We start from the raw sequence: 23559 nt of genomic DNA, 5'->3' as shown, positions 1-23559 counted from the left end.
CTCTATATTAATGAAATATAGGGTAGTAAATGGACCTCTGACAAACTCCCTACGGGTGAGTTTTAAAGGCATTTATCCTGCGTTACTGATTTTGACCGATTTTGAGATAATGGAGCGACCATTCTCTGCAATCAAAGCCTTGCCTAAAAGCCTTTAAATTCTCACTGAGTGAGCAATAATTTAATGTGATTGGTATAACGTTTTAAACCGATAACGAATAGAACACTAAACTTGTGAATAAATCAGCACTCGTCAATCAACTTATCGCGATTAAAGAAGCGAAACTGCAGCAAACAAAAGATGCCTTAGCTGCGGCTCATGCTGCGGCAACGGATGAACAAAGCGTTCCGGAAACTCAATATGACACCTTGGGGCTGGAAGCTTCGTATCTGGCGTTAGGGCAATCAAAGAGACTTGCGGAATTAACCGCGAATGTTGTCGGTCTGAAACAATATTCACCGCGAGATTTTTGCAATGACGATGAAATATCCCCGGGCGCTGTAATCACGTTTGAGCAACTCGACATCCAATATTTTCTTTGTCCCTATAGTAGCGGTGAAATGCTTCAGGGCGATAAGGTGGTAGCCATTAGCCCAGACAGCCCTATCGGCACAGAGATTCAGGGGTTAGTGACTGGTGATGAATTGACATTTCCAAATCAGACCATACCCCGGGAAATCATCAGGATCGAATAACCCAGGGTTGATGATCGCGCTTAAGAGAACTGGGCTTTGATTGACGTGAGATCGGCCAGTTTTTCGTCGATTTTCAAATAGGCAACCGATTCCGAATAAACGATCGTCGATTCAATGACGCCAGGCATTGTCATTATCTTTTGTGCCACTTCTTTGGCATGGTCTTCATCAGAAAAATTGAGTTTTAAACTAACACTTTTCGCTTTCGCTGGCATTTTCATGGTGAGCGCCAGCAACAGCCAGACAACTAAAATCAGGGCGGCAAATAGGAAAACCCCGGCCTGGGAGTAATTCATTTGTACAACACCCCCAGCAAGTCCACCAACAAACGCACCGAAAAACTGACTGGTTGAGAAAATTCCCATGGCGCTGCCCTTGTCGCCGGCAGGTGCGATCCGCGACAACGTGGATGGCATGGTAGCTTCCAGATAGTTAAACGCGACAAAAAACAAAACCACAGTAACAACCAGTGCGATAAAACTTTGCTGATAAACCCAAAGCGCCAATGCACATGCAATCAGTAATAAAACGGCAGCACAAAACACCAGTTTTTCTTTATTTTTCTTAATCGCCCAAATCATAAAAGGCACCATCAGGACGAACGCGACCAACAGGGCGGGCAAATACAATTGCCAATGACGGTTAGCGGCAAATCCCAAGTCGACAAGCATGGCTGGTAACGCCACAAACATGGCCGTTAATGCCAGGTGCAAACTAAAGACGCCCACGTTTAAACGCATTAACTGCGGGTTAACCAACATCATTTTCAATTTCGCTGGCACCGCCACACTATCGCCTTTAGGGGCGACATTTATCGCGTCTGGCACGATATATTTAATCACCAGCATGCCACCTAATGCCAGTATTGCGGTTAACCAGAACACACCGGATAAGGCAAAGGCATCGGCAACCACCGGCCCAAGTACCATAGCCAGAGCAAAAGAAACCCCGATAAACATCCCGATTGTGGCCATCACTTTTGGCCGTTGCTCTTCCCGGGATAAATCTGCCGCCAGCGCAAGTACGGCACTGGCAATCGCTCCCATCCCCTGTAACGCCCGACCGATCACTACGCCATAGACAGACTCTGACATGGCAGCAACGATGCTGCCGATGCAAAACATCACCAAGCCCGCATAAATGATCGGTTTACGTCCAAATTTATCCGACAAAATTCCCATAGGAATTTGCAATAACGCCTGGGTAAATCCATAAGCACCGATGGCTAAGCCAAGCCATAGACCGTTGAATCCTTCAAGTTCAGCACCGTAGACGGCAAAGATAGGCAGAATCATAAACAAGCCGATCATCCGCAGGCCAAAAACACCAGCCAAAGATAGAGCGGCTTTTTTCTCAATAGGATTCAGAGCGTCTTGATTCATATGTGTATGGATTTTTAATGATTAATGGATAACTGAGATAAAGCCGTAGCGCTTCATTTCGCAAAAAAGAAGTTAGTTTAACATGTCAGGCTTGTCAGAATCACCTGCTTGTCAGCAGTTTTTTATTTTTGCCTTAAGAGCGTTTTTCTTGTGTCGGGGCATGGCTGAGCAAGATTTGCTTCAGGTTTTCGTCAATCGCCACCGCGCGTTGTTGCTGATAACAAAAATGAACCATGACGGCCGTGCCACTCGCCTTACATTCGTCTTGTTGCCAAACTTCCTGATATACATCAAATGAAGAATTGCCAATGCGCGACACGAAGGTACGCACTTCAATTTTTTCACCATAAAAAATTTGCGCATGAAAGTGCACATCAATTTTGGCAAGGATAAGTGGCCATGTTTTCAGGTCTAAATCTGGTGAGAATACTTTAAAAACGCCTTCTCGTGCGCCTTCAAACCATACCGGGATACAGGTATTGTTAATATGCCCCAAGGCATCAGTATCGCTAAAACGTGGGTAAAATTCATCGCTAAACATAACGTATAACTCAACAGGTTGAACTTGATATCAATGATTATAAACAGATTATCATCTAGCCGATATGTGCAAATATATTTCGTGGCTGGGCTATCATCTATAAGACTTGGTATAACATCAAAATTATTGCATAGTAACGCTACGTTTTTGCAAATAACCTATTTAGTGCCGTGACCGATTTTATCGAAGTATATGACAATGCCTTGTCGACAGAGTTTTGCCAACAATTTATTACCCAATTCGAGCAAAGCCCGCATCAAACGGCGGGGATCACTGGTGGCGGTGTGGATACCAGCAAGAAAGTCAGCTCGGATATTTACCTGAACCAACACCCTGAATTTCAATCGTCGCTGAGCACTATATTGCAAGCAACCACCCAAAATATTCAGGCATATCTGGAAAAGTACTTTTTTGCGTTAATCAGTGGGATTTCTCTTACCGTCAATCATCCATCGACCGGCAAGCCAGTGCAATTAACCGAAGAAAATTTCAATGAAGTGGGCAGACCCAACATCATGAATCTGATCCGATACTTGTTTCAGTTAGCGCCGATTAATGCCCAAAAATACGATAAAGGGATTGGCAATTACGGTTATTGGCATTCAGAGATCTACCCGCAGTTAAATGGTAATATGGCCTTGCATCGCACCTTATTATTTCTGATTTATCTGAACGATGTTGACGAAGGTGGCGAAACGGATTTTTATTATCAGCAACGTAGTATTCGTCCCAAGACGGGAACTATGATCATTGCCCCTTGTGGTTTTACTCACACTCACCGGGGCAACATTCCAATTTCAAACGACAAATATGTGTTAACCTCATGGATGTTATTCAATCCGGCTGAGCGGATCTACACCAAATAAAAGACATCATTATGATCAGAGAATTAAAGTTATTGGTAAGCAAAACCTTATTTCAGGCTTTGTTGTTAAGCACTCTCACGTCAACCGTTTATGCGGCTCCTGGCGATAAAGCGCCGCAGCGAGACCGGGGAGACGGACCATACGAGCGTCTGATTTTGCGTGGCGCTAACGTTGTTACCGGTGAAGGTGCGCCTGCTCAAGGGCCCATGGATATCGTCATTGAAGACGATCGGATTGTTGCCATGGTAAACGTTGGAAACCCCGGTGTGCCGATTAAAGCGAGTCGTCGTCCTGTCGCAAATCCAGGTGACAAAGAATTGGATGTCACAGGCCATTATATTCTCCCGGGTTTTGTTGATATGCACGGGCACATTGGTGGCAGTGCCGATAATATTCCAGCCGAATACGTATTAAAGCTGTGGCTTGCACATGGCATTACCACAGTACGCGAACCGGGCAGTTTTAATGGCGTAGATTGGGTCCTTGATCACGTTGAACGATCCGCTAAAAACACCATAGCTGCACCGCGTATTGTCCCCTATGTAGGTTTCGGCATGGGCATTGATGAGCCAATTACCACCCCGGAGCAGGCGACAAAATGGGTTAAGAAAATTGCTCGGGATGGTGCCAAGGGAATTAAGTTCTTTGGTGCAGAACCGGCAATCATGGAAGCGGCCTTAAGCCAGGCAAAAAAATCAGGCTTGGGTACTATGATGCATCATGCACAACTGGAAGTGGCGCGCATGAATGTCCTAGATTCTGCGCGTATGGGGCTGACGACCATGGAACATTGGTATGGTTTGCCAGAAGCATTATTTGAAAATCAAACCATTCAAAACTATTCGCCAGACTACAACTACAACAATGAAATGGATCGCTTTGGCGAAGCTGGCAAATTATGGGGTCAGGCGGCAAAGCCTGGCAGCGATCACTGGAACGCGGTGCGAGATGAACTCATTGAACTGGATTTCACCATGAATCCGACTATGACCATTTATGAAGCCAGTCGCGATTTAATGCGGGAGATGAATGCCGACTGGCATCAGGAATACACCTTGCCCACGTTATGGGATTTCTTTCAACCCTCTCGCTATGCCCACGGCAGTTACTGGTTTGACTGGACCACGGATAATGAAATCGCCTGGAAGAAAAATTTCCAAACCTGGATGGCGTTTTTAAATGATTATAAAAATCATGGCGGCCGGGTAACCACAGGTTCCGATTCCGGGTATATCTTCAAAATCTATGGTTTTGGTTACATCCGTGAGCTCGAGCTTTTAAGAGAAGCCGGTTTTAACGCATTGGAAGTCATAAAGAGTGCGACATACAACGGTGCAGAGGCACTGGGCATGGAGCAAGATATTGGCTCACTGCGCGTTGGCAAAAAAGCGGATATGGTTATCGTCAAAGAAAACCCGCTGCGCAACTTTAAAGTGTTATATGGTACCGGTCATTTTCGTCTGGACGATAACAATCAGCCGACCCGGGTAGGAGGTGTAGTTTACACCGTCAAAGATGGCATTGTTTATGACGCCAAGCAGTTGCTTGCCGATGTAAGAGAAATCGTCGCAGACGCGAAAGGAACTGAATAAGGCTCTGGATTAACCTATCGCTCATGGTCCGCTGTGAGCGATAAGCGGAAGAAAAGGAACTCCCCCTTTGTATAGTAAAAATGTTCTAAAAATAGCGTTTATAACGTCCAGCCGCCATGTGATTTGGCTTACATCTCTAATTGGAATACCTATAATTTTCTCTCACGACGGGCTAGAAATATTTGGGAAGTCATTTCTCTTCATTGGCATGCTAGCAGTGTTCACAATATTATACTTCCTGCTTTGTTTAATTTTTCACAGACTAAGCATTCGAGACGCTGGCAGTCGTGCGACTTTTTTAGGTATGGCGGAAAGTGACCAAGGTAAAGACATTGGCACATACCTTGAAGGTTTCTAAATGATGAAATGGTATGAACCTTCAGGATATGCCTTGTGGCAGTATAAAAATAAAATAGGGAAACTACCCTTAGGTAAACTCGCTGTTGCTACAGTGGTTTTTATTGGGTGTTTTGCCAGTTATGCTTTGTTGCCGTTAGATTTTCGCCTTGAAAATCAGATTAATCAATTAGAGGTAGTGTTATGGCTAGCGTCGGGAAGTTATTTGGTATTTCACTTTTCTGCTTGGGTCATCGCTAAATATGATTTAGGAAGTACACTGGTCGAGATAACAGAGAATAGCATTTATCGATACAGCGAAAATTCAAATGACAGTATTGAACCAGAAATATATCTAAATGAAATAAAATCTATTGATTTTGAGTTGATTCAACTAAAAGGTTATAAATTTTATAACTGCCACATCAAACTACAAGGTTTGCGTTCAAAAACCAGAGACTATTTTGAGTTTGGTATTCAAAAAGATTATTACGATAAAAACCAAGACAAGTTGCTATCTAAACTCAATAGAAGAATGACGGCTAAAGAATCAATGTCGGCTCCAATCAAAGATTAATCAACTTCCGCTAATGGCACATCAAAGCCGTTTGGATCTAGCCCTAGATGCCGTGTAGTGTCACGGCATGACGCAGGTTTTTTTGTGGCTTTTACCAACGTTTCATAAAATGAAACGTTATCCACCCAATGCGTTTTGCGCATTATCCCTCCATTACGATTTATCGTAATCTCCACCCAAAGAAACGTGTTTCTTTCTCCACCTTGAGGGAATTTCAATTCCCGTTGTTGGCACATCAGAGTCGTTCGGCTCTAGCCCTAGATGCCGTGTAGTATCACGGCATGACGCAGGTTTTTGTGGGTTTTCACTCGAAGCGATGTTTTGTGTCACGGGTATAGAATTTCGGTTCCTGACAAATTCTGTATACCAACGTCCATGTCGGCAACTCGGAGCTGATGACTTCAGCGTACTCGAAGCGATGTTTGTCGTCGCGTTCCCGGAGTATCGCTTGCGAGGCGCACTTTGGGAGTTGCAAGTGCTAACTCCCGCTAAATCATTCCGCCATCCTCAACATAGCACCAAGCAACACATTAGCGCCGGCAGTAATATCATCTTTGTGGGCGTTTTCTGCCTCATTGTGGCTAATACCTCCTTCACAGGGGATAAATATCATTGAAGTCGGCGCCACTTTTGAAACATACACAGAATCATGCCCGGCACCGCTAAACATTAGTTTCGCCGAGTACCCAAAAGCATCGACTGCAGCCGATACCGCGGCCACACAATTGTCATCAAATGTGACCGCTGGCGAATTCCACTCATCACGAATCGATGACGATAATTGATATCGCTCACTTACTTCTGAAACGATTTGTCTAAACGCCAGATCCATTTGTTGCAGGATTTTTTGATCGGGATGACGTAAGTCTACTGCCAGAATTAATTGCTCAGGGACGGTATTACGCGCTCCTGGCAGCGCCTGAATATCTCCAAATGTTACCCGCGACCATGGCGCATAATGCGCTGCTAGTTCATAAAGTTTTTTAGTCATGTCCGCCAGTCCCATGAAAGGATCGCGACGCTGCTCCATCGGCGTCGGCCCAGCATGAACCGGACTTCCTGTTATGGTTAAATCATACCAACGCATCCCTTGTACACCCTGAACAATACCAATCTGTAGCTCTTCCGCCTCAAGAATAGGTCCTTGTTCGATGTGCAGTTCAAATGCCGCTTTGACATCAAACGCCCGACATGTCGCCTCACCGAGCATATTATGGGTAATGAGCTCGTCTTTGATACTTACCCCCTGTTTGTCAGTCCGCGACCAGCCATAATCAATAGCAAATTCACCACACCAGACACCAGAGCCTATCATCGCAGGAGAAAAGCGCGCCCCTTCTTCGTTAGTCCAGACTATTACCTCAATCGGATGTAAGGTCTCAATATTTTGTTCATTGAGCGTGCGAATAACTTCCAGTCCTGCAAGCACCCCATAGACCCCGTCAAACTTTCCGCCGGTCGGTTGGGTATCCAGATGACTGCCGGTAATTACCGGAGGCAACTCATTGTTTTTACCAGGGCGACGGGCAAATAAATTCCCCATTTGGTCATAACGAACTTCACAACCGGCTTGTTCGCACCACTGGATAAACAGATCTCGCCCGGCTTTATCCAGTTGCGTTAGTGCCTGGCGATTACAGCCACCTTTGTCGGTCGCGCCAATTTCAGCCATACTCATCAATGACTGCCAAAGGCGCTCGCCGTTAACCGCAATCGCTTGGACGTTGTTCATATTTGCCATACCATTCATTACCCGTCTTCCCGGTTCAACGGCTGGCACATACAGTGAACACCGCCACCGCCAGAGGTAAACATCGACATATCCGGAGCAAAAACTTCTAAGCCGTGGGCTTTGGATTTTTCAATTAGCTCCGTGCTTTGCGCTGGTATAAGAACTCTGTCGTTGCCAAGAGCAACCACATTAACGCCAAGCTCAAGCACACTGCGATAAGAAATATCGATGATCTCAATACCGCGAGATTTAAACCAATCGAGTAATTCGTCTTCCACCGCCTGGGTGCAAACCGCCGCCAGCTTTTCCGACAGCATGGCAACTTTGACATCAAGATGCAGAAAGTAAGGATCAAACTGGTAGCTCTTAAATTCCCAGCCTTCCGCTTCGACCCAGGCCTGCATCTGCTTTAAACCGGCTTCACTGGTTCTCTCGCCTGTGTAACCACATAAAATCACACCAGGTTCCAACACCATAAAATCACCGCCTTCAAACGTGCCCGCGGTGATAATGTCATAAAGCGGAATATCCATTTTCTGATAAAACTTAACAATTTCAGCCCACTCGCCACGGCGCCATGGGCTGAACATCTGGGTAACAACAGGTCCCCAGGGCGTCATAACCGATGAGTCGCGGGCATATAGCTGATAAGGCAAGTTAGGATCAGGGTTTAATAAATGCGGGGTAACACCGGCACTTCGGTAAGCATCCAGCATTTCGTTGTACTGCTGTCGGGCAATATTTTTATCAAATTGACGACCTAAGCGCATAGACCGTCTGGACATGGCGTTACCCGTCTGCCAGGAATAGTGATCCATTGGCCCAATTAATACGTCTTTTAACACGCCATACTCTGAATTCATTCCCCAGCGGTCAAGGCGACTCGTGCCGCCACCTTCTACTCGTCTCTGGTAACTAAATGATTTCATTTTAATTCTCCGATTTTTAAAGTACGCCGAACCTTACATAAGTTAAGTGTTAATCGACGACAAAAATAAGTTAAGGTTTTAACGGGAAGCCCATCCCTTCAACCATATTCAACCAGGGGATCCGCCAACCCCCCTTCTCATCGCAGGTATCGAGGGCGTACATGGTTATTTTTGCACCTACCCAACGAAATGGCTCAGGCGGTAACCAGCTTGGTAAGGTTTTAGCAAACTCTAGCTGACGCTCAGGAATATCAACGTCATCGACGATAGCCAATGCGACTCTTGCCGCAAATCGACTCGCGGTTACTCCAAAGCCAGAATATCCGCCAGTAAAAACCATTTTTCCACCATGGTAATACTGATAATGAACGGCCATTCGGGTTGTCAGCGCAATTGGGCCGCTCCAAGCATGAGAAATTCTAATCCCCTCCAGCGCAGGCAGAGTCCGGTACAAAGCTTCAACTAGGCGCACATAAGGCTCTGCGGTTTTATCGTAGTCAGGATCAGTATTATTATTGAAAAAATAGCCCAATCTGCCACCGAACAGAACCCGGTTATCTTTGGTTAAGCGCATATAATTTAACTGCGTGCGGGTGTCATAGATACCTTGTCTGTTTTTCCACCCTAAAGCATCTAGTTGGGCTTCTGTAAGCGGTTCGGTCATGACGATTCGATCGCGAATAGCAGCAACTCGGGAAGATATTTTTTTCTTGTGCTTGGTAAACGCATTGGTTGCCAAAATCACCTTTCTAGCGATAACATTACCATTCGGTGTGTAAACGATAACGTTTTCGCCTTTAGATTTGCTTTTCCGCATTGGCGTATTTTCGTAAAACGTAACACCTAATAGTTTTGCCACCCGTTTAAGCCCCCAGGCCAGCTTTGCCGGGTGAACGATACCAGAGCGTTGTTTCGACCACAGACCACCTTCAAACAGAGGTGAATTAATTTCCGACTGCACTTGTTCACGAGATAACAGGTGTGCGTCATGGCCAAATTTAACGTAAAGTTCGTGCTCGGATTCAATATCTTCGATGCCGTGTTTACCTACCGCAACGGTTAGTTCTCCACTCCACTCAACATCACAATCAATCTGATATTTTTCAATGGTTTCGCGGAACTGATCCATGTTTTCTTTACCCAACCGTTCCAATTCATCCATTTCCGATTCGAACAATCGATAAGAGTTTTCCATACCGTGCATCAATGAGGTTGAAAGGATTGCACCTGGTCGACCCGATGCGCCAATAGCCGCACTATGCGCTTCGATTACCACAACATCTCTTTCAGGATTTTGCTCTTTTGCCTGAACCGCAGTCCAAAGACCCGTAAATCCGCTACCCACGATAAGCAAATCGGTTTTGATATCTTCCTTTAACGATGGCTCTTCAGTCGGTCGTTCCGGGTTGTCCAGCCAATAAGGAAAAAAACTTGCCTGTTGTAGCGCTAATTCAGCATTAGTCGGCATATATATACTCCATTTACTTTAAACTTTAACCCAGACATTTATGATTTCGGCACGTTTACCGCGTCCGATGAGTGGCTACTCAATCGTCGGTTGATAATGGCTTCACCAATGAGTATGACAGTTAAAGAACCCCATAAAACTTCCCAGACAACGCCTTCACCTGGCACATAAATAAACAGGAATATCGTTAACGACAAAATGATTGTACAAAGATAAGCACAGGCTTTAACGAAAGCTGGTGTTCCGGGAAACCTGAATGTGCCATCTTCAGCAATAACACCCATGGTACCTATGTGCTGCTCACGGATCTTCACGAATGCCGTGCACATGACGACATATGGAAGGATAAAGATCACGCCGCTGAATGCGAACAACGACCAGAATAAATCTTCATTCGAGCCAGCAAGAAAACCATAGAGAACCAGCAGTGTGGAGGCTGCAAGCCCTAATAGTATCGCCGCGCCCACTGGTGTACCTTGCTTTGATTCAAGAGCAAAAACTTGGGGTAATTCTTTGTCGATTGCTGCCTCTGCTGCTGCACGATTGGCTCCCATCGACCAGGTGGTTCCATTAGAGAAAAACGTATAAAGCGCACCAACACCTAAGATAATAACCAAGGCATTCCCTTCAGGTGTGCCACCAAAGAACTGGTTAAGGGTAACAATTAATCCATCAACAACATCAACATCGCCCGCCGGCAGAGCAATAAGGATGGCGGATGTCGCGAGTATATAAGCACCAACAACCACAGCGATTGAACTAAAGACTGCTTTGGGAAGATCCCGGGTTGGGTTTTTCATCTCGTCGCTACTAGCGCTGGCCAATTCAAAACCCAACATGCCGTAAACAACCGCAGGTAAATACTGAAGGCTTAAACCACCATTTTCCAAACTCGGGATCATCGTTTGCAAAGAAAACTCATTGGCAACACCATGCTCCAGGCCATAAGAAATACCACCATAAATTAAGATCGAGAAAATAATTATCTTAAATGCCGCACCAATATTAGGGATCCATTTACCAATGTTAAGAGCAACTATGTTCACCACAACGGTTAGCCAAATCATCACCAGGCCCATAATAATTTGTGCATTTAAGGAAAGATCAGGAAAAAACAATTGCGAGAAGATCCCGGCGAACAGGATAAATATTGCCGGAACCCATACTGCAACGTTCGCCCAGTAATACCAACTGATACGGGACGCCATTTTCTGGCCATATGCGCGTTTTACCCACGCATAAATTCCGCCTTGTTCAGGATAAGCTGTGCCCAGTTCGGTGCTAATTGCACCAAAAGGGATAAGGAAAATGACGGTAAGAAGGAGCCACCAGAAAATAACCGTAGGCCCCATAACAGCACCGGCGGCAAGCGTGTCCAGAAGTAATACGGCCGATACGCAAAACAAGAAGATATCGCGTTTACCCAGTGTTTTATTATGGTTATGTTGAGTAGTCATACGACGCTCCTAGTCGGTGATTATTGATTGTATCTCGATGAATTCTCGCAACCCTTCTTCACCCCATTCACGGCCATTACCGGATTGCTTAAAACCACCAAACGGTGCGGAGGTATTGAAGTAACTGCCTTGAATATAACATTGTCCGGCTCGGATCTGGCGAGCGATTTTTAACGCTGATTTTGAATCGCCAGCGTATACCGAAGAAGACAGGCCGTAATCGGTATCATTGGCAATAGAAATGGCTTGATCGATATTTTGATAGGCGATAATACAAAGCACCGGCCCAAAGATTTCTTCTCGCGCAATTTTCATGTCGTTGGTAACATCGGCAAAAATGGTAGGCATCACATAAGCACCTTCCGACAATTGCTCTGGAATATAGGTTCCACCGGTTACCAATGTCGCGCCCTCTTCGATACCCGACTTTATATATTGCAACACTCGCTGTTGCTGCAGTTTTGAGCTCAGAGGCCCCATGGTTGAATCTGCATCAAGAGGATCTCCGACAGTGTTTTCTTCAGCAACTTGCTTCGCAAGAGTAACCACTTGCTGATACTTAGATGCTGGTACCAACATACGGGTTAGCGCGCAGCAGGTTTGCCCGGAATTTAACATCACATCTTCAACACCGTAGCGAACCGCAGCCTCAAGATCGGCATCCGGGGTAATGATAAATGGTGATTTACCACCCAGTTCCTGACAAACTCTTTTTACCGTACTTGCCGCAGATTCAGCGACCTTTATGCCAGCTGCTGTAGAGCCGGTAAACGACACCATGTCGACAAACGGGTGTGAACACAACCGTTCACCAATTTGATTGCCATAGCCAGTTATTAGATTAAAAACCCCCGCTGGCAAACCCACTTTTTCAATGATCTCGGCCAGAATGATATCCTGCAAAGGCGTTTGTTCTGCAGGCTTCACCACGACTGTGCTCCCGGTAGCCAATGCCGGCCCCAATTTACCAACTAACTGCGACAACGGATAATTCCAGGGATTAATCAGTACACAAACACCAACCGCAGATTTACACTCCATGACGCCATCTTTCGATGAATATTCATCAACAAATGAAGTCATGTCCGCAAAAGCACGAAATGCATCAATAGAACCTTGTACCTGAATATCTTTTGTCAATTCTCTCGGACAGCCCATGCTATCGGAAATCGCCGCGACTAAATCATCAAAGCGATTTTGCATTTCATCGGCTATCGCCAAAATAAACTGACGTCTTTGTCCAGATTTAGTACCGGACCATGCCGGAAATGCCTGGTAAGCGGCTGCAATAGCTTTGTCCACATCCTCATTGTTGGCGGCTGGAACCCGAGCGCATACTTTATTGTTTGCCGGATTATAAACGTCGATGGTTGCTTGAGAGGCAGGAGTTAGCCATTGACCATTAATGAAAAATTCGGAATAGGATTGCATTAGTTTTCCTGAAAGCTGCCTTTTGTTGTTATTTGGTATAGGAATACACGGCCTATTTAAGGCGCTAATAATTGTGCGATACCACAATATTTCAAAGTTCAGGAGTAAAAAACATCCCCTGAATAGGGGATAAATCGATTAAATATAAACCAGGGGATCTTGCTTAGAGCCTTCAGGGAGTGCCTTTAATGCCGCAATAAACAAATAAAATAATTCAGACTGTGAAGAAACATCCAATTTCAAATAGATATTTTTACGATGATGCTTAATGGTTTCTGCGCTGTTATCCATCTTTTCGGCGATGTATTTATTTGCGTAGCCGCGCAACACATAGTGAAGAATGTCACACTCTTTTGGTGTTAACATCGAAGAGCCAAAAGTTTCCAGAGCATTATCGAGATGATTTTCGAAACTGGTATCGACTTCCTGGATATAATTTGAGACATAGCGATCAAAAACACTTTTTAATAAAGGAAAAATTAAATTAATGGTCTGGATATCTCGAGGATCAAATACTTCACCCTTCTCGTGTTTAACAATGGACAGGCTCAGAAAAAAGTCACTCTGCAATTGGAGAATTAGGCACAGCTCATTCTCAAATCCGCTATTTTTGTAAAACACAGAGTAATATTCCGAATGTTCGAACCCCTCAGGCGCTACGTCTTTTAACGTAAATGCACCTTCTAATTTATCTTCTAACCCTCGTCGGTAGAACGGGTCCAACAAATAGGCGCCATTTTCATAGGTGGTTACATGAAATTCCGGGTCTTCATCCGCGAGTAATCTGTGGTGGGTGGTTTTCGGTCGGTTGGACTTAGAGTACAAGGTAATCATGCCACTTTCGCCTTGTATCAGCGATTCGATACACTTTAATAATTCGCCAATCGAGTCTGAACTGAAATCCTTTGCGATGACTTTAGATAGCGCATCACTCCAGCTTTTTACTTTCCGTAATTCAAGGTTGGTCATCATTTAATATGGCATCCTCCCCCTAACAGGGGATAAACAAAACTTACGCAAGCTGCAATAGTTGTTACTAATAAAAACAATTCAATACACAAAATTTGGAGATAAGATGCACCAGATTGCCTCTACATTTAAAAAATCAATGATTGCGATAGCTATCATTGCTGCTGCGCCAAGCTCTTATGGACAGGAAATTGAAAAGATTTCAGTTACCGCACAAAAACGAACCCAATCTATCACTGAAATAGGTGTCACTACAACCGCATTTTCTGGTGATAGCTTAGAAGAGCTTGGCGTGGAGAGTGCGGTAGATCTAGGCGCTCATACTCCGGGGCTTGTCGCCGTTAACTCAACGTCAGGCGGTACTCCTATTTTTGCGATTCGCGGCATTGGTCTGGACGATTTCAGCCCAAACAATACCAGTGGGGTAGGTGTCTATACTGATGAAGTATTTGCCAGTAGTCCGGTTTATTTGAGTGGACAGCTATTTGATATTGAGCGAGTCGAGGTTTTAAAAGGACCACAGGGTACCTTGTATGGTAAAAACACCACAGGCGGTGCAATCAATTTTATCACCAAAAAACCTAGCGATGATTTTGAAGCTTATGTTGAGGTAGACTATAGCTCGTTTCAAACTCTGGAGATAAGCGGTGCCGTTGGCGGCGCTCTAACAGATTCAGTTAATGGGCGCGTTGCCGCAAATTACGCTAAATCTAAAGAAGGCTGGCAAACAGATGTTGAGACTGGTGAAGAATTTGGACTTATCGATACTTTTGCAGTCAGAGGACAATTGGGTTTTGAATTAGGTTCTTCCGGCAACGCTTTGTTGCGAGTCTACGCAAATCAAGATAAATCTAAGCCGAGCTCACCGAGCAGTGAAGGCATTGAAGACGTATTTGGTGATGATTCTTTCGCACAATTAAATTCGCCCGATCAGGGCAACAAAGTGAAGGTGGGCAATTTGCCAGTAATGCGGGATGAAAGCGGTTCAGGACTTTCGCTTACTATCGATTACAGCTTTAACTTTTTTGATTTAGTATCGATTTCTTCCTGGGATCAGTATGACCGTAACATCGTCGATAACTATGATGGTTCCGCAGTCGCAACCATGGAGCTAATTCAGGATAATCAATTACAGCAATGGGCTCAGGAAGTGCGTTTTATTAGTACCTCTTCCGATGATTTTAGCTGGGTTGCGGGTTTTAACATCTCCAATGAAGAAGTCGATTCAGTTGACATCTTTGATGATTCATTTTTTCTTACCGACTCTGCATTTGATGGGGTACTTTACCCTGAAGACATCAGCGCTATTGGCCTCGATCAGTTTATTGCAGACTATATTCAGATTACCGACTCTTTGGGCGTTTACCTACACACAGAAACTCAGCTGAATGATAGCTGGAAGCTTATTGCTGGCATTCGTTACTCCCATGATGAACGTTCCTTTAATGGCATTGCGACAAACTTAAGCTTTGGCGAAATTTTCCCGGTAACTGAGCTTAACGAAACCAATACGGATGACGCAATTACCGGTAAAGTTGGATTAGACTGGAAAGTAAATTCGGACCTGTTAGTCTTTGGTAACGTTGCTACTAGCTACAAAAGTGGTGTTTATTACGGTGCTGCCATTCTTGATGCCGAAGCATGGAGTTACGTAGAGCCGGAGGATGTGACTTCAGCAGAGATTGGATATAAATGGACGTTACTCGATGGAAGTATGCAATTTAATGGAGCTTTATTTGGCATGCAATACGAAAATCGCCAGTCTTTGGTTACTTTTGTTTCCGGAGAATTCAGCGATTTTAGCGGATTTGCGGTTGCTGATACCACTTTGGTAAATATTCCAAAGTCGGAAACTAAAGGGTTTGAGATGGACGTACAGTGGTTGCCTATCGATGATCTTACTGTTCATGCCGGAGTCGCTTATTTAGATTCTAAAGTAACACAAGCTCCTGACACTAAGAATCTCAGAGGGATTAACGCTGATCCTGGAGTCAATGACATGGCAAACGAACAAGGTTTTGGTTTTGTTGATGCGCTAGCAGCACCATTAGAAAACGGCGCCGTGTTATCACAAGCACCAGAATGGAGCTATAACGCTATGGTTGCTTATGACATGCCTCTTGATAACGAGCTTTATTTGAAATTTCAAACCAGCTACAGCTGGGCTGATAGTCAATTTGCTCAGTTAGCAGACGATAATGCGAAATATGGTCCTGTGAGTTCTTTAGACGGCTTAGTTTCGTTATCCTCAGATGCTGATAACTGGACGTTATCTCTGTGGGCACGAAACCTTCTCGATAAAGATGCTGAAACCTATTCTTTCACTGGTTTTGCCGGAAGAACCGTCTACCATCAAAAACCAACAACTGTTGGTATCACGTTTAAATACGAGTACTTTTAATTCCGTATAACGAAAAGCGCGGCTATCAATTTAATTGATAGCCGCGCTTCTATTGTGGCTGTTTAAATTGTTAGAGATCTACTCATGATATTTTCCAACCACGAATAACAAGCGGATCATTAAATTAAAGGAAGCGCTTTAACAGTCTATCAAAGCTGGTCAATTGTATGCGGCGCAATAACTCCCTAACTTTTTCCGGATAATCTTTAATAGTCTCAATTTCATTAAAATTGCTAACACGTGTTGTATGTTGCAAAATAACCGCCAGTTCCTGTTGCCACTTTTCTAGCATCTGCTGACTTTCATCGACGATAAATAAACCGTTTTCAATATCAAGACTCCAGGCTCTCGGATTCATGTTGCTACCGGTAAGTAAGTGATATTTATCATCGGCAACTATCCCTTTAAGGTGATAACTATTATCTCCATGATACCAAAGTCGAAGGTTTAGCTGACCTTTATCAATATACTGCTGATGACGTTTAACAAAGCGACTTAGCAAAACTTCGTAAAGATAAGGTACGATACCAATTGTTGAGAACTTATCCTCATCGGCAATATAAAAATCATTCGCTTTTTTATCACCGACAACGATGGTAACTTCCACGCCACGTTTTAACGCCCTACGAAGATCCGAAGCGAGCGGTTTGGGGAAATTGAAATAAGGCGTGAAAATAACCAGGTTTTCCGTAGCGCTGTTTACCACTTTTCGAGCAGTCTGGTTTAAACCATTACCTCGTTTGCCAAAGCCGACAATTGGTTGAATTTGCATAGGTGCAGATTCAGTATTTGGACTTTCCACCTGATAGCGTGCACGTTTTAGCACACTTTTTAACTGTTTTATCAGAAACTTTTGCTGCTTTTTATCCGGGGTACCCGGCACACTGATGCGCGGTGCCAATCCAGATTTGACAAAATTTTCCTGCAAATAGTCGACCAAGCTGTTAGCAAGGCCCGGCTGAGTAATTTGGTGGTATCGGTCGCAGCGATATTTATCTCCAACACCCAAATAAACATTATTCAGGCTGGCGCCACTATATAGAACGGTATCGTCTATGACGAAACCTTTCAGGTGCAAAACGCCAAGGAATTCTCTTTGCTTAACCGGCACACCATAAATCTCAATTGCATCCGGATATTTGTCATTCAGGTCCAAATACAACTGACGATTACCAAGCGATTTTTTTTCACCAATCAAACCACGTTGAGCGCGGTGAAAATCAACAAAGATGCGGATCACTAAGTCAGGGTTTTTCTGCTTAGCAGCCACCAGAGCGTCAAGAATCTCTCGTCCGGCTTCATCGTCTTGAAGATAAAGTGCCGTTAGACAAATACGATGCTTAGCTTTGTTGATCAGTTCAAGTAGGCGCAGGCGAAAATCCTGTGCGCTCAACAAAACATCGATTTCATTCGAATGCAATGGTAGGGAATTACTTAACGGTATTTGCCTATAGCGGGCTAACATTTATGGTCTGGATATACTTAAAAATTATGCTTTGATTATAAACGTAATCTTCTTGTAAACGGAAATAAATTCTGTGCATACACACCGTAAACGGCAAGTCTTAGGAGATGTTGATAAGTGAAGGACAATTTTGCAGCTAATTGTTTGCGATTTGAGCCATTTACAAAGGCAGGCTCAAACCGCACATCCACAATTAACTCGACAATTGCGAAAATAACCGTTCAAATTTATCTAAGCCTTCATTGGCGATTGCATCAGTCATAGTCAATGCCGGCAAGAATCGGATCACATTGCCATAAAAGCCACAGGCCAATAGAATCAATCCATGTTCCGCCGCCTTGGCTATCAAGGATTGGGTCAATTCCGGGTTAGGGATAAATTGAGTTGCAGATTTACCAAGTTCAAGTGCAATCATTGCACCTTGATTACGAACGTCGTGGATAACCTCAGGAAATTGATTTTGTAGCAAGGTTAAACGCTCATTAAACAATTGTCCTAACTGATTAGCACGGGCTATCAAATTTTCTTGGTCAATAATTTCCAGAACCGATAGCGCCGCGGTACATGCTACCGGAGATCCTCCATAGGTTCCGCCAAGGCCACCGGGAAGCGGCGCATCCATTATTTGGCTTTTTCCAACAACAGCAGCAATTGGGAATCCTCCGGCAATACCTTTTGCCATGGTGATTAAATCCGGTTCGACATCCGCATGTTCAAAGCTAAACATTTTACCGGTTCTACCAAACCCTGTCTGAATCTCATCGGCAATCAACACAATACCATGTTCATCGCATCTTTCTCGAAGCGCTCTTAAAAATTCTGCGGGTGCTGGATAAAAACCCCCTTCCCCTTGCACCGGCTCAACGATAATTGCTGCCACATCTGTGCTGGCAATATCCACTTTAAATAAAGTATCAAGCGCCCTTAATGACTCTTCTATACTAATTCCATGACTTTCTATCGGGAAAGGTGCGTGGAATATATCTCCCGGAAATGGGCCAAACAAATTTTTATATGGCGTGATTTTTCCGGTTAGCGCCATCGCTAAATTGGTACGGCCATGAAATCCACCATTAAACGCGATAACACCGCGGCGCCCCGTATGAGCGCGAGCTATTTTCACACAGTTCTCAACCGCTTCAGCACCTGTCGTTACGAAAATTGCCTTTTTCTCAGAATTACCAGGGGCTGCCTGTGTCAGCTTTTCCGCTAATTCAATCGCGCTTTCATATGGGTTAACCATAACGCAGGTATGTGAAAACTTATCTAGTTGTTGCTTTACGGCAGCCACGACTTTGGGATGTGAATGACCGGTATTGCACACCGCGATACCGGTTGCGAAATCGATATAACGATTCCCGTCAACATCCCATAACTCAGCGTTTTCGCCGCGTTCAATATACACAGGATAAAGGTTGCCCTGACCTCTGGCTATCACCTGAGTTTTGCGTGCTTGTAATTCCTGATTTGTCATAATTTGTCCTCTTAATCCCCGTACGCACTCATTCAAAAATCAGGGCAATACGGGTAATTCATCTCTTTAATACTTAATGTGCCATTTGTAGAAAATGATTATCGCCATATGAGAATTATGCTTAAATGCCACCCATACAAAGATATTTAATTTCCAGATAATCATCGAGTCCGTAATGTGAGCCTTCTCGGCCATTTCCTGATTGTTTAACCCCACCAAACGGTGCTGCAGCATTTGATACAATCCCTTCATTGATCCCGATCATGCCGTATTCCAGGGCTTCAGCAACACGCCATACTCGTCCTATATCACGAGCATAAAAATAGGCTGCTAATCCATATTCGGTGTCATTGGCCATAGCAATGGCATCGGCTTCTTGATCGAATACGATAATCGGCGAAACCGGACCAAATATTTCATTTTTGGCGATGGCCATATCATTTGACACATTAGTCAGCACCATAGGAGCTAAAAATTGATCAGGCATATCAATTGGTTCGTGGCCGGTTAACAACGTCGCGCCTTGCTCTAACGACTTAACGACCAACGCTTTTACATCAGATGCGGCCTGGCTGGAAATCAAAGGACCAATATCCGTGCCCGTATCCAGACCATTGCCGACTTTCAAATCAGCAACGGCTTTGGCAAATTTTTCAGTAAATTCTTTAGCCACACCTTGTTGTACAAAAATTCGGTTAGTACACACACAAGTCTGTCCGGCATTGCGGTACTTAGAAACTAACGCTCCTTGAATCGCCGCGTCTACGTCAGCATCATCAAAGACGATAAATGGTGCATTACCACCCAGTTCCATCGAAACTTTTTTAACTGTGGTTGCGCATTGCGCGATCAGTTTCTTGCCAATGCCCGTAGAACCCGTAAAGGTGAATTTAGCAATATCGGGATGTTGCGTTAATACTTCACCAATCCCTTGCGCATCAGAACCAACCACAACATTAAATACCCCGGCAGGAACACCGGCTCGTTCCGCAAGCTCGGCCATCGCTAGCGCCGACAAAGGCGTTTGTGAAGCAGGACGCACCACGAAAGTACAACCCGCTGCCAACGCTGCTGCCGCTTTACGAGCGATCATGGCATTGGGAAAATTCCACGGTGTAATCGCACTGACGACACCAACAGGCTGCTTAATTACCAGGATTTTTTTATCCCGACTTGGCGCTGGAATGGTATCACCATAGATACGTTTACCTTCCTCAGCGAACCACTCGATAAAAGCAGCGCCATAAGCGATTTCACCTTTAGCCTCGGCAAGAGGTTTACCTTGTTCCATGGTTAGAATTTGGCCGAGGTCGTTCTGATTAGCCATCATCAATTCAAACCACTTACGTAAGATCCCAGCTCTTTCGTTTGCGGATTTAGCCGACCAGGCTGGTAATGCCGCCTTTGCTGCATTCACCGCCAGTATGGTTTCTTCTGCGGTAATATCGCTAACTCTGGCAATTTCTTCACCAGTAGCCGGATTGGTGACGGCGATGTCTTTCTCACTGCTATGCCAGCTTCCGTTAATGTAAGAAAACACTCTGAGTAATTCATTATCTGCCAACGTGATCATATTTAGGTCCATGTATTTTTAGATAACACTATTAAAATTCAATTTTTAAAACTTATAAATACAAACTTATCAATGTATAGTTTGATATATACCAAACTTATAAATTGAAACATGATGCAATTACCTTTGAATAACCCAAGACATCTCAGCGACTACGACCTGCGACTATTGAAAGTATTTCAGGCGGTTGTAGAGCACGGTGGGTTTTCGGCTGCCGAGCCACATTTAGGGATCACCAAAAGCACCATCAGCATCCACATTAGTAATCTCGAACAGCGTATGGGCTTTAAACTTTGCCAACGAGGACGAAGCGGTTTCACCCTCACCCATGAAGGGCAAAGTGTTTATCATGCCGCGTTAGGGCTATTTGAGTCGGTGCAAGACTTTTCTATGCTGGTAAATAGTCTGGGTTCAGAGTTGAGCGGTGAACTGGTCATCTGGTGTTCAGAGCAATTAGATCAGGAAAAGCAATTGAAGTTTGTTGAAGTGATAAAGCAAATCCATCGCAAACACCCTGCTTTGCATATTGAATTGGACACCATGTCCATTGATCAAATTGAAAAAGGACTATTACAGGGTAAAGTTCATGTGGGGATTTTTCCTGCCTATCATAAAATCGATGGATTAGATTATTTACCGATACATAGAGAACAGGTTTTTCTTTGTTGTGATAAAAAGCATCCATTTTTTAATCAAACAGACAATCAAATAAGTGATGAAGATTTTGCTAATGCCGAAACCATTCATCCTGGCATTGATATAACGGGAGAAGGTAAAGCGCAGTTAGAACGGTTCAATCTGAAAGCCAAATCCTATCAGTTCTTTATGCGCAAAATCCTGATTAAATCTGGTGAGTATTTAGGCTTTATGCCCCAGGGCCACATCCAAAAAGAACTCAATGATGGCAGTATGCGCTTAATCAAACCCAACTCCATCAATTATAATTTCACTTTATCTCTGGTGGTCAATAAAAGCCCGAGAGAAAGCAAAAAACAAGCCATTGCGATGGCGACGATACTGGCATCATTTAAAGATGACGACCAATAAGAATATGTAAAGCTTGGGTATGAGGGTGGAATTGAATCACAAAGCGATTCGAAGGCGGAGGCTTCGCGGGTGGAAAAAACCTTAGTTCCGGCAGGTTTTTAGGTGACGACTGCGTAGGTGGATAAAACCTTAATTCGGCAGGTTTTTAGGTGACAACTGCGTGGGTGGATAAAACCTTAATTCGACGGGTTTTTAGGTGACAACTTCGTCATGCTCACGAAAGTGGGAATCTGCTTTTGCGTTAGATTCCCAGTAGTGTCTGGGAATGACGGAAAGGGTAGTCACTCGAGGAGAACTTCAGTGCGATTTGTCACCAGACGAAGTGCTGTTTGCTATGGCTGTCACCCTAACACAGCCATTTAAGCTGTGTTTGTCACCTTTAGAGCTTTAGCTTGCACTTTGTACCGTCATCCTCACCCCTTCCGTCATCCTCACGAAAGTGGGGATCTGCTTTTGCGTTAGATTCCCAGTAGTGTCTGGGAATGACGGCAAGGGTAATCACCCTAGGAGAGCTTTAGTTCGATTTGTCACCAGACGCAGTGTTGTTTGCTGCGGCTGTCACCCTAACACAGCCATTTAAGCTGTGTTTGTCACCTTTAGAGCTTTAGCTTGCACTTTGTTCCGTCATCCTCCCCCCTTCCGTCATCCACACGAAAGGGGGGATCTTCTTTTTTACTTTAGATTCCCAGTAGTGTCTGGGAATGACGGTTTGGGTCAATGATTTGCTGCGCGGAGGGAGTAAAACGCGTTGTTAACTGCGTTTTAGGGTGGAGTCAAAATAAAAGACATTTTGAAGGTGGAGTCGAATCAAAAACGATTCGAAGGCGGAGGCTTCGCGGGTGCATAAAACCTTAGTTCCGACAGGTTTTTAGGTGACAACTGCGTCATCCTCACGAAAGTGGGTATCCGCTTTTGCTTTAGATTCCCAGTAGTGTCTGGGAATGACGGTGTTGGTTAATTGTTTGCTGCGCGGAGGGAGTAAAACGCGTTGTTAACTGCGTTTTAGGGTGGAGTCAAAATAAAAGACATTTTGAAGGTGGAGTCGAATCAAAAACGATTCGAAGGCGGAGGCTTCGCGGGTGCATAAAACCTTAGTTCCGACAGGTTTTTAGGTGACCACTTCATAGCGATTCTGTACAAGGACGTACTAATGCCGACAGGTTCATGGATGAACGTTGTATGTCGGCGACCTCGATTCGGGCATCCTGCTTCATTCTACCTCCTATATCCATATAGTCGTACGGTAGGTCGAGCTAGGCTGAAATGTAAAAAAGCCCTTAGCGTTAACTAAGGGCTTTCTTGGAATTGGAAGCCTAGCGATGACCTACTCTCACATGGGAACCCCCACACTACCATCGGCGCAATTGCGTTTCACTTCTGAGTTCGGCATGGGATCAGGTGGTTCCACAACGCTATGGTCGCTAGACAAAATTTTATACATGGATGTATTTATGTCGCAATGCCAGGGATGGCAAGGAGCGACCGTACATTCGCATGCAACAATCTGGAATGCTGTATTAATTTAATTCTTACTTAATCTATTAACTTGCGTGTCAGACAACACAATTCTCTTTGGTGTTGTATGGTTAAGCCTCACGGGCAATTAGTATCAGTTAGCTCAATG

General features: G+C 44.4%; 18 protein-coding genes and 1 rRNA gene. 6 read left to right on the top strand and 13 right to left on the bottom strand.

The genetic code is table 11. From position 1 onward, the window contains the following. Nucleotides 1-233: 233 nt before the first annotated feature. Nucleotides 234-695 carry a hypothetical protein gene (locus tag ACHUFQ_RS04645; protein ID WP_394173444.1) on the top strand — a complete coding sequence of 154 codons (462 nt, stop codon included), beginning with the start codon at nt 234-236 and terminating at the stop codon, nt 693-695. Between the two features lie 20 nt (nt 696-715). Here the strand turns inward: ACHUFQ_RS04645 and ACHUFQ_RS04640 are convergent, their stop codons facing one another. Both ACHUFQ_RS04640 and ACHUFQ_RS04635 read right to left on the bottom strand, forming a co-directional pair. Continuing rightward, a complete protein-coding gene (locus ACHUFQ_RS04640) occupies nt 716-2077 on the bottom strand; it encodes an MFS transporter (RefSeq protein WP_394173442.1) in 1362 nt (453 codons plus the stop codon). Nucleotides 2078-2210: 133 nt separating this feature from the next. Continuing rightward, on the bottom strand, nt 2211-2618 hold the full coding sequence (locus tag ACHUFQ_RS04635) for an acyl-CoA thioesterase (protein WP_394173441.1): 408 nt from the start codon (nt 2616-2618) through the stop codon (nt 2211-2213). 170 nt (nt 2619-2788) lie between these two features. On the opposite strand from ACHUFQ_RS04635, the gene ACHUFQ_RS04630 reads away from it, so the two are divergent. The 3 genes from ACHUFQ_RS04630 to ACHUFQ_RS04620 all read left to right on the top strand — a co-directional run bounded on the left by ACHUFQ_RS04630 (nt 2789) and on the right by ACHUFQ_RS04620 (nt 5989). Further along, nucleotides 2789-3484, top strand: coding sequence for a 2OG-Fe(II) oxygenase (locus ACHUFQ_RS04630; protein WP_394173439.1), 696 nt, complete (start codon nt 2789-2791; stop codon nt 3482-3484). Nucleotides 3485-3495: 11 nt separating this feature from the next. After that, nucleotides 3496-5076 carry an amidohydrolase family protein gene (locus ACHUFQ_RS04625; RefSeq protein WP_394173437.1) on the top strand — a complete coding sequence of 527 codons (1581 nt, stop codon included), beginning with the start codon at nt 3496-3498 and terminating at the stop codon, nt 5074-5076. A 358-nt stretch (nt 5077-5434) separates the two neighbouring features. Beyond that, entirely contained in the window at nt 5435-5989 is a 555-nt protein-coding gene (locus tag ACHUFQ_RS04620) for a hypothetical protein (RefSeq protein ID WP_394173435.1), read from the top strand. On the opposite strand, the gene ACHUFQ_RS04615 is transcribed toward ACHUFQ_RS04620, so the two are convergent. The 7 genes from ACHUFQ_RS04615 to ACHUFQ_RS04585 all read right to left on the bottom strand — a co-directional run bounded on the left by ACHUFQ_RS04615 (nt 5986) and on the right by ACHUFQ_RS04585 (nt 13978). Continuing rightward, entirely contained in the window at nt 5986-6132 is a 147-nt protein-coding gene (locus tag ACHUFQ_RS04615; RefSeq protein ID WP_394173434.1) for a hypothetical protein, read from the bottom strand. The two genes, ACHUFQ_RS04620 and ACHUFQ_RS04615, sit on opposite strands and share 4 nt — an antisense overlap. Before the next feature lie 350 nt (nt 6133-6482). Next, nucleotides 6483-7721 carry a M20 family metallo-hydrolase gene (locus tag ACHUFQ_RS04610; protein WP_394173433.1) on the bottom strand — a complete coding sequence of 413 codons (1239 nt, stop codon included), beginning with the start codon at nt 7719-7721 and terminating at the stop codon, nt 6483-6485. Between the two features lie 17 nt (nt 7722-7738). Beyond that, on the bottom strand, nt 7739-8650 hold the full coding sequence (locus tag ACHUFQ_RS04605) for a dimethylarginine dimethylaminohydrolase family protein (protein ID WP_394173431.1): 912 nt from the start codon (nt 8648-8650) through the stop codon (nt 7739-7741). A 70-nt stretch (nt 8651-8720) separates the two neighbouring features. Further along, nucleotides 8721-10118 (bottom strand): NAD(P)/FAD-dependent oxidoreductase, encoded by a 1398-nt coding sequence (locus ACHUFQ_RS04600; RefSeq protein ID WP_394173430.1) that lies wholly within the window; start codon nt 10116-10118, stop codon nt 8721-8723. A 38-nt stretch (nt 10119-10156) separates the two neighbouring features. Continuing rightward, entirely contained in the window at nt 10157-11575 is a 1419-nt protein-coding gene (locus ACHUFQ_RS04595; protein WP_394173428.1) for an APC family permease, read from the bottom strand. A gap of 9 nt (nt 11576-11584) precedes the next feature. Further along, nucleotides 11585-13006, bottom strand: coding sequence for an aldehyde dehydrogenase family protein (locus tag ACHUFQ_RS04590; protein WP_394173426.1), 1422 nt, complete (start codon nt 13004-13006; stop codon nt 11585-11587). A gap of 138 nt (nt 13007-13144) precedes the next feature. Continuing rightward, nucleotides 13145-13978, bottom strand: coding sequence for a helix-turn-helix transcriptional regulator (locus ACHUFQ_RS04585; RefSeq protein WP_394173424.1), 834 nt, complete (start codon nt 13976-13978; stop codon nt 13145-13147). Between the two features lie 103 nt (nt 13979-14081). Between ACHUFQ_RS04585 and ACHUFQ_RS04580 the strand changes: the two genes are divergently transcribed. After that, the gene (locus tag ACHUFQ_RS04580) at nt 14082-16376 is read left to right on the top strand and encodes a TonB-dependent receptor (protein ID WP_394173422.1); all 2295 of its coding nucleotides are present in this window, start codon (nt 14082-14084) and stop codon (nt 16374-16376) included. A 124-nt stretch (nt 16377-16500) separates the two neighbouring features. On the opposite strand, the gene pssA is transcribed toward ACHUFQ_RS04580, so the two are convergent. From pssA to ACHUFQ_RS04565, 3 genes are all read right to left on the bottom strand, one after another. Beyond that, a complete protein-coding gene (pssA, locus tag ACHUFQ_RS04575) occupies nt 16501-17841 on the bottom strand; it encodes a CDP-diacylglycerol--serine O-phosphatidyltransferase (protein WP_394173420.1) in 1341 nt (446 codons plus the stop codon). A gap of 193 nt (nt 17842-18034) precedes the next feature. Continuing rightward, a complete protein-coding gene (gene gabT / locus ACHUFQ_RS04570) occupies nt 18035-19315 on the bottom strand; it encodes a 4-aminobutyrate--2-oxoglutarate transaminase (RefSeq protein ID WP_394173418.1) in 1281 nt (426 codons plus the stop codon). A 121-nt stretch (nt 19316-19436) separates the two neighbouring features. After that, nucleotides 19437-20888 (bottom strand): NAD-dependent succinate-semialdehyde dehydrogenase, encoded by a 1452-nt coding sequence (locus ACHUFQ_RS04565; protein WP_394173416.1) that lies wholly within the window; start codon nt 20886-20888, stop codon nt 19437-19439. 111 nt (nt 20889-20999) lie between these two features. Here ACHUFQ_RS04565 and ACHUFQ_RS04560 point away from each other — a divergent pair, with 111 nt between their 5' ends. Then, a complete protein-coding gene (locus ACHUFQ_RS04560) occupies nt 21000-21935 on the top strand; it encodes a LysR family transcriptional regulator (RefSeq protein WP_394173414.1) in 936 nt (311 codons plus the stop codon). Nucleotides 21936-23246: 1311 nt separating this feature from the next. Here the strand turns inward: ACHUFQ_RS04560 and rrf are convergent. Beyond that, a 5S ribosomal RNA gene (rrf, locus tag ACHUFQ_RS04555) occupies nt 23247-23361 on the bottom strand. Between the last annotated feature and the right edge of the window lie 198 nt (nt 23362-23559).

This window comes from Thalassotalea litorea, assembly GCF_043642205.1.
Classification (GTDB): Bacteria; Pseudomonadota; Gammaproteobacteria; order Enterobacterales; family Alteromonadaceae; genus Thalassotalea_A; species Thalassotalea_A litorea.
This window is presented reverse-complemented; position numbering and strand designations above follow the sequence as displayed.

Excerpts from the sequence above, each read along its gene's own strand:
- gabT (WP_394173418.1), bottom strand. The coding sequence starts at position 19,315 with ATGACAAATCAGGAATTACAAGCACGCAAAACTCAGGTGATAGCCAGA.
- ACHUFQ_RS04620 (WP_394173435.1), top strand. The coding sequence starts at position 5,435 with ATGATGAAATGGTATGAACCTTCAGGATATGCCTTGTGGCAGTATAAA.
- ACHUFQ_RS04640 (WP_394173442.1), bottom strand. The coding sequence starts at position 2,077 with ATGAATCAAGACGCTCTGAATCCTATTGAGAAAAAAGCCGCTCTATCT.
- ACHUFQ_RS04565 (WP_394173416.1), bottom strand. The coding sequence starts at position 20,888 with ATGATCACGTTGGCAGATAATGAATTACTCAGAGTGTTTTCTTACATT.
- pssA (WP_394173420.1), bottom strand. The coding sequence starts at position 17,841 with ATGTTAGCCCGCTATAGGCAAATACCGTTAAGTAATTCCCTACCATTG.
- ACHUFQ_RS04615 (WP_394173434.1), bottom strand. The coding sequence starts at position 6,132 with ATGCGCAAAACGCATTGGGTGGATAACGTTTCATTTTATGAAACGTTG.
- ACHUFQ_RS04580 (WP_394173422.1), top strand. The coding sequence starts at position 14,082 with ATGCACCAGATTGCCTCTACATTTAAAAAATCAATGATTGCGATAGCT.
- ACHUFQ_RS04560 (WP_394173414.1), top strand. The coding sequence starts at position 21,000 with ATGATGCAATTACCTTTGAATAACCCAAGACATCTCAGCGACTACGAC.
- ACHUFQ_RS04590 (WP_394173426.1), bottom strand. The coding sequence starts at position 13,006 with ATGCAATCCTATTCCGAATTTTTCATTAATGGTCAATGGCTAACTCCT.
- ACHUFQ_RS04600 (WP_394173430.1), bottom strand. The coding sequence starts at position 10,118 with ATGCCGACTAATGCTGAATTAGCGCTACAACAGGCAAGTTTTTTTCCT.
- ACHUFQ_RS04585 (WP_394173424.1), bottom strand. The coding sequence starts at position 13,978 with ATGATGACCAACCTTGAATTACGGAAAGTAAAAAGCTGGAGTGATGCG.
- ACHUFQ_RS04610 (WP_394173433.1), bottom strand. The coding sequence starts at position 7,721 with ATGAACAACGTCCAAGCGATTGCGGTTAACGGCGAGCGCCTTTGGCAG.
- ACHUFQ_RS04605 (WP_394173431.1), bottom strand. The coding sequence starts at position 8,650 with ATGAAATCATTTAGTTACCAGAGACGAGTAGAAGGTGGCGGCACGAGT.
- ACHUFQ_RS04635 (WP_394173441.1), bottom strand. The coding sequence starts at position 2,618 with ATGTTTAGCGATGAATTTTACCCACGTTTTAGCGATACTGATGCCTTG.
- ACHUFQ_RS04625 (WP_394173437.1), top strand. The coding sequence starts at position 3,496 with ATGATCAGAGAATTAAAGTTATTGGTAAGCAAAACCTTATTTCAGGCT.
- ACHUFQ_RS04595 (WP_394173428.1), bottom strand. The coding sequence starts at position 11,575 with ATGACTACTCAACATAACCATAATAAAACACTGGGTAAACGCGATATC.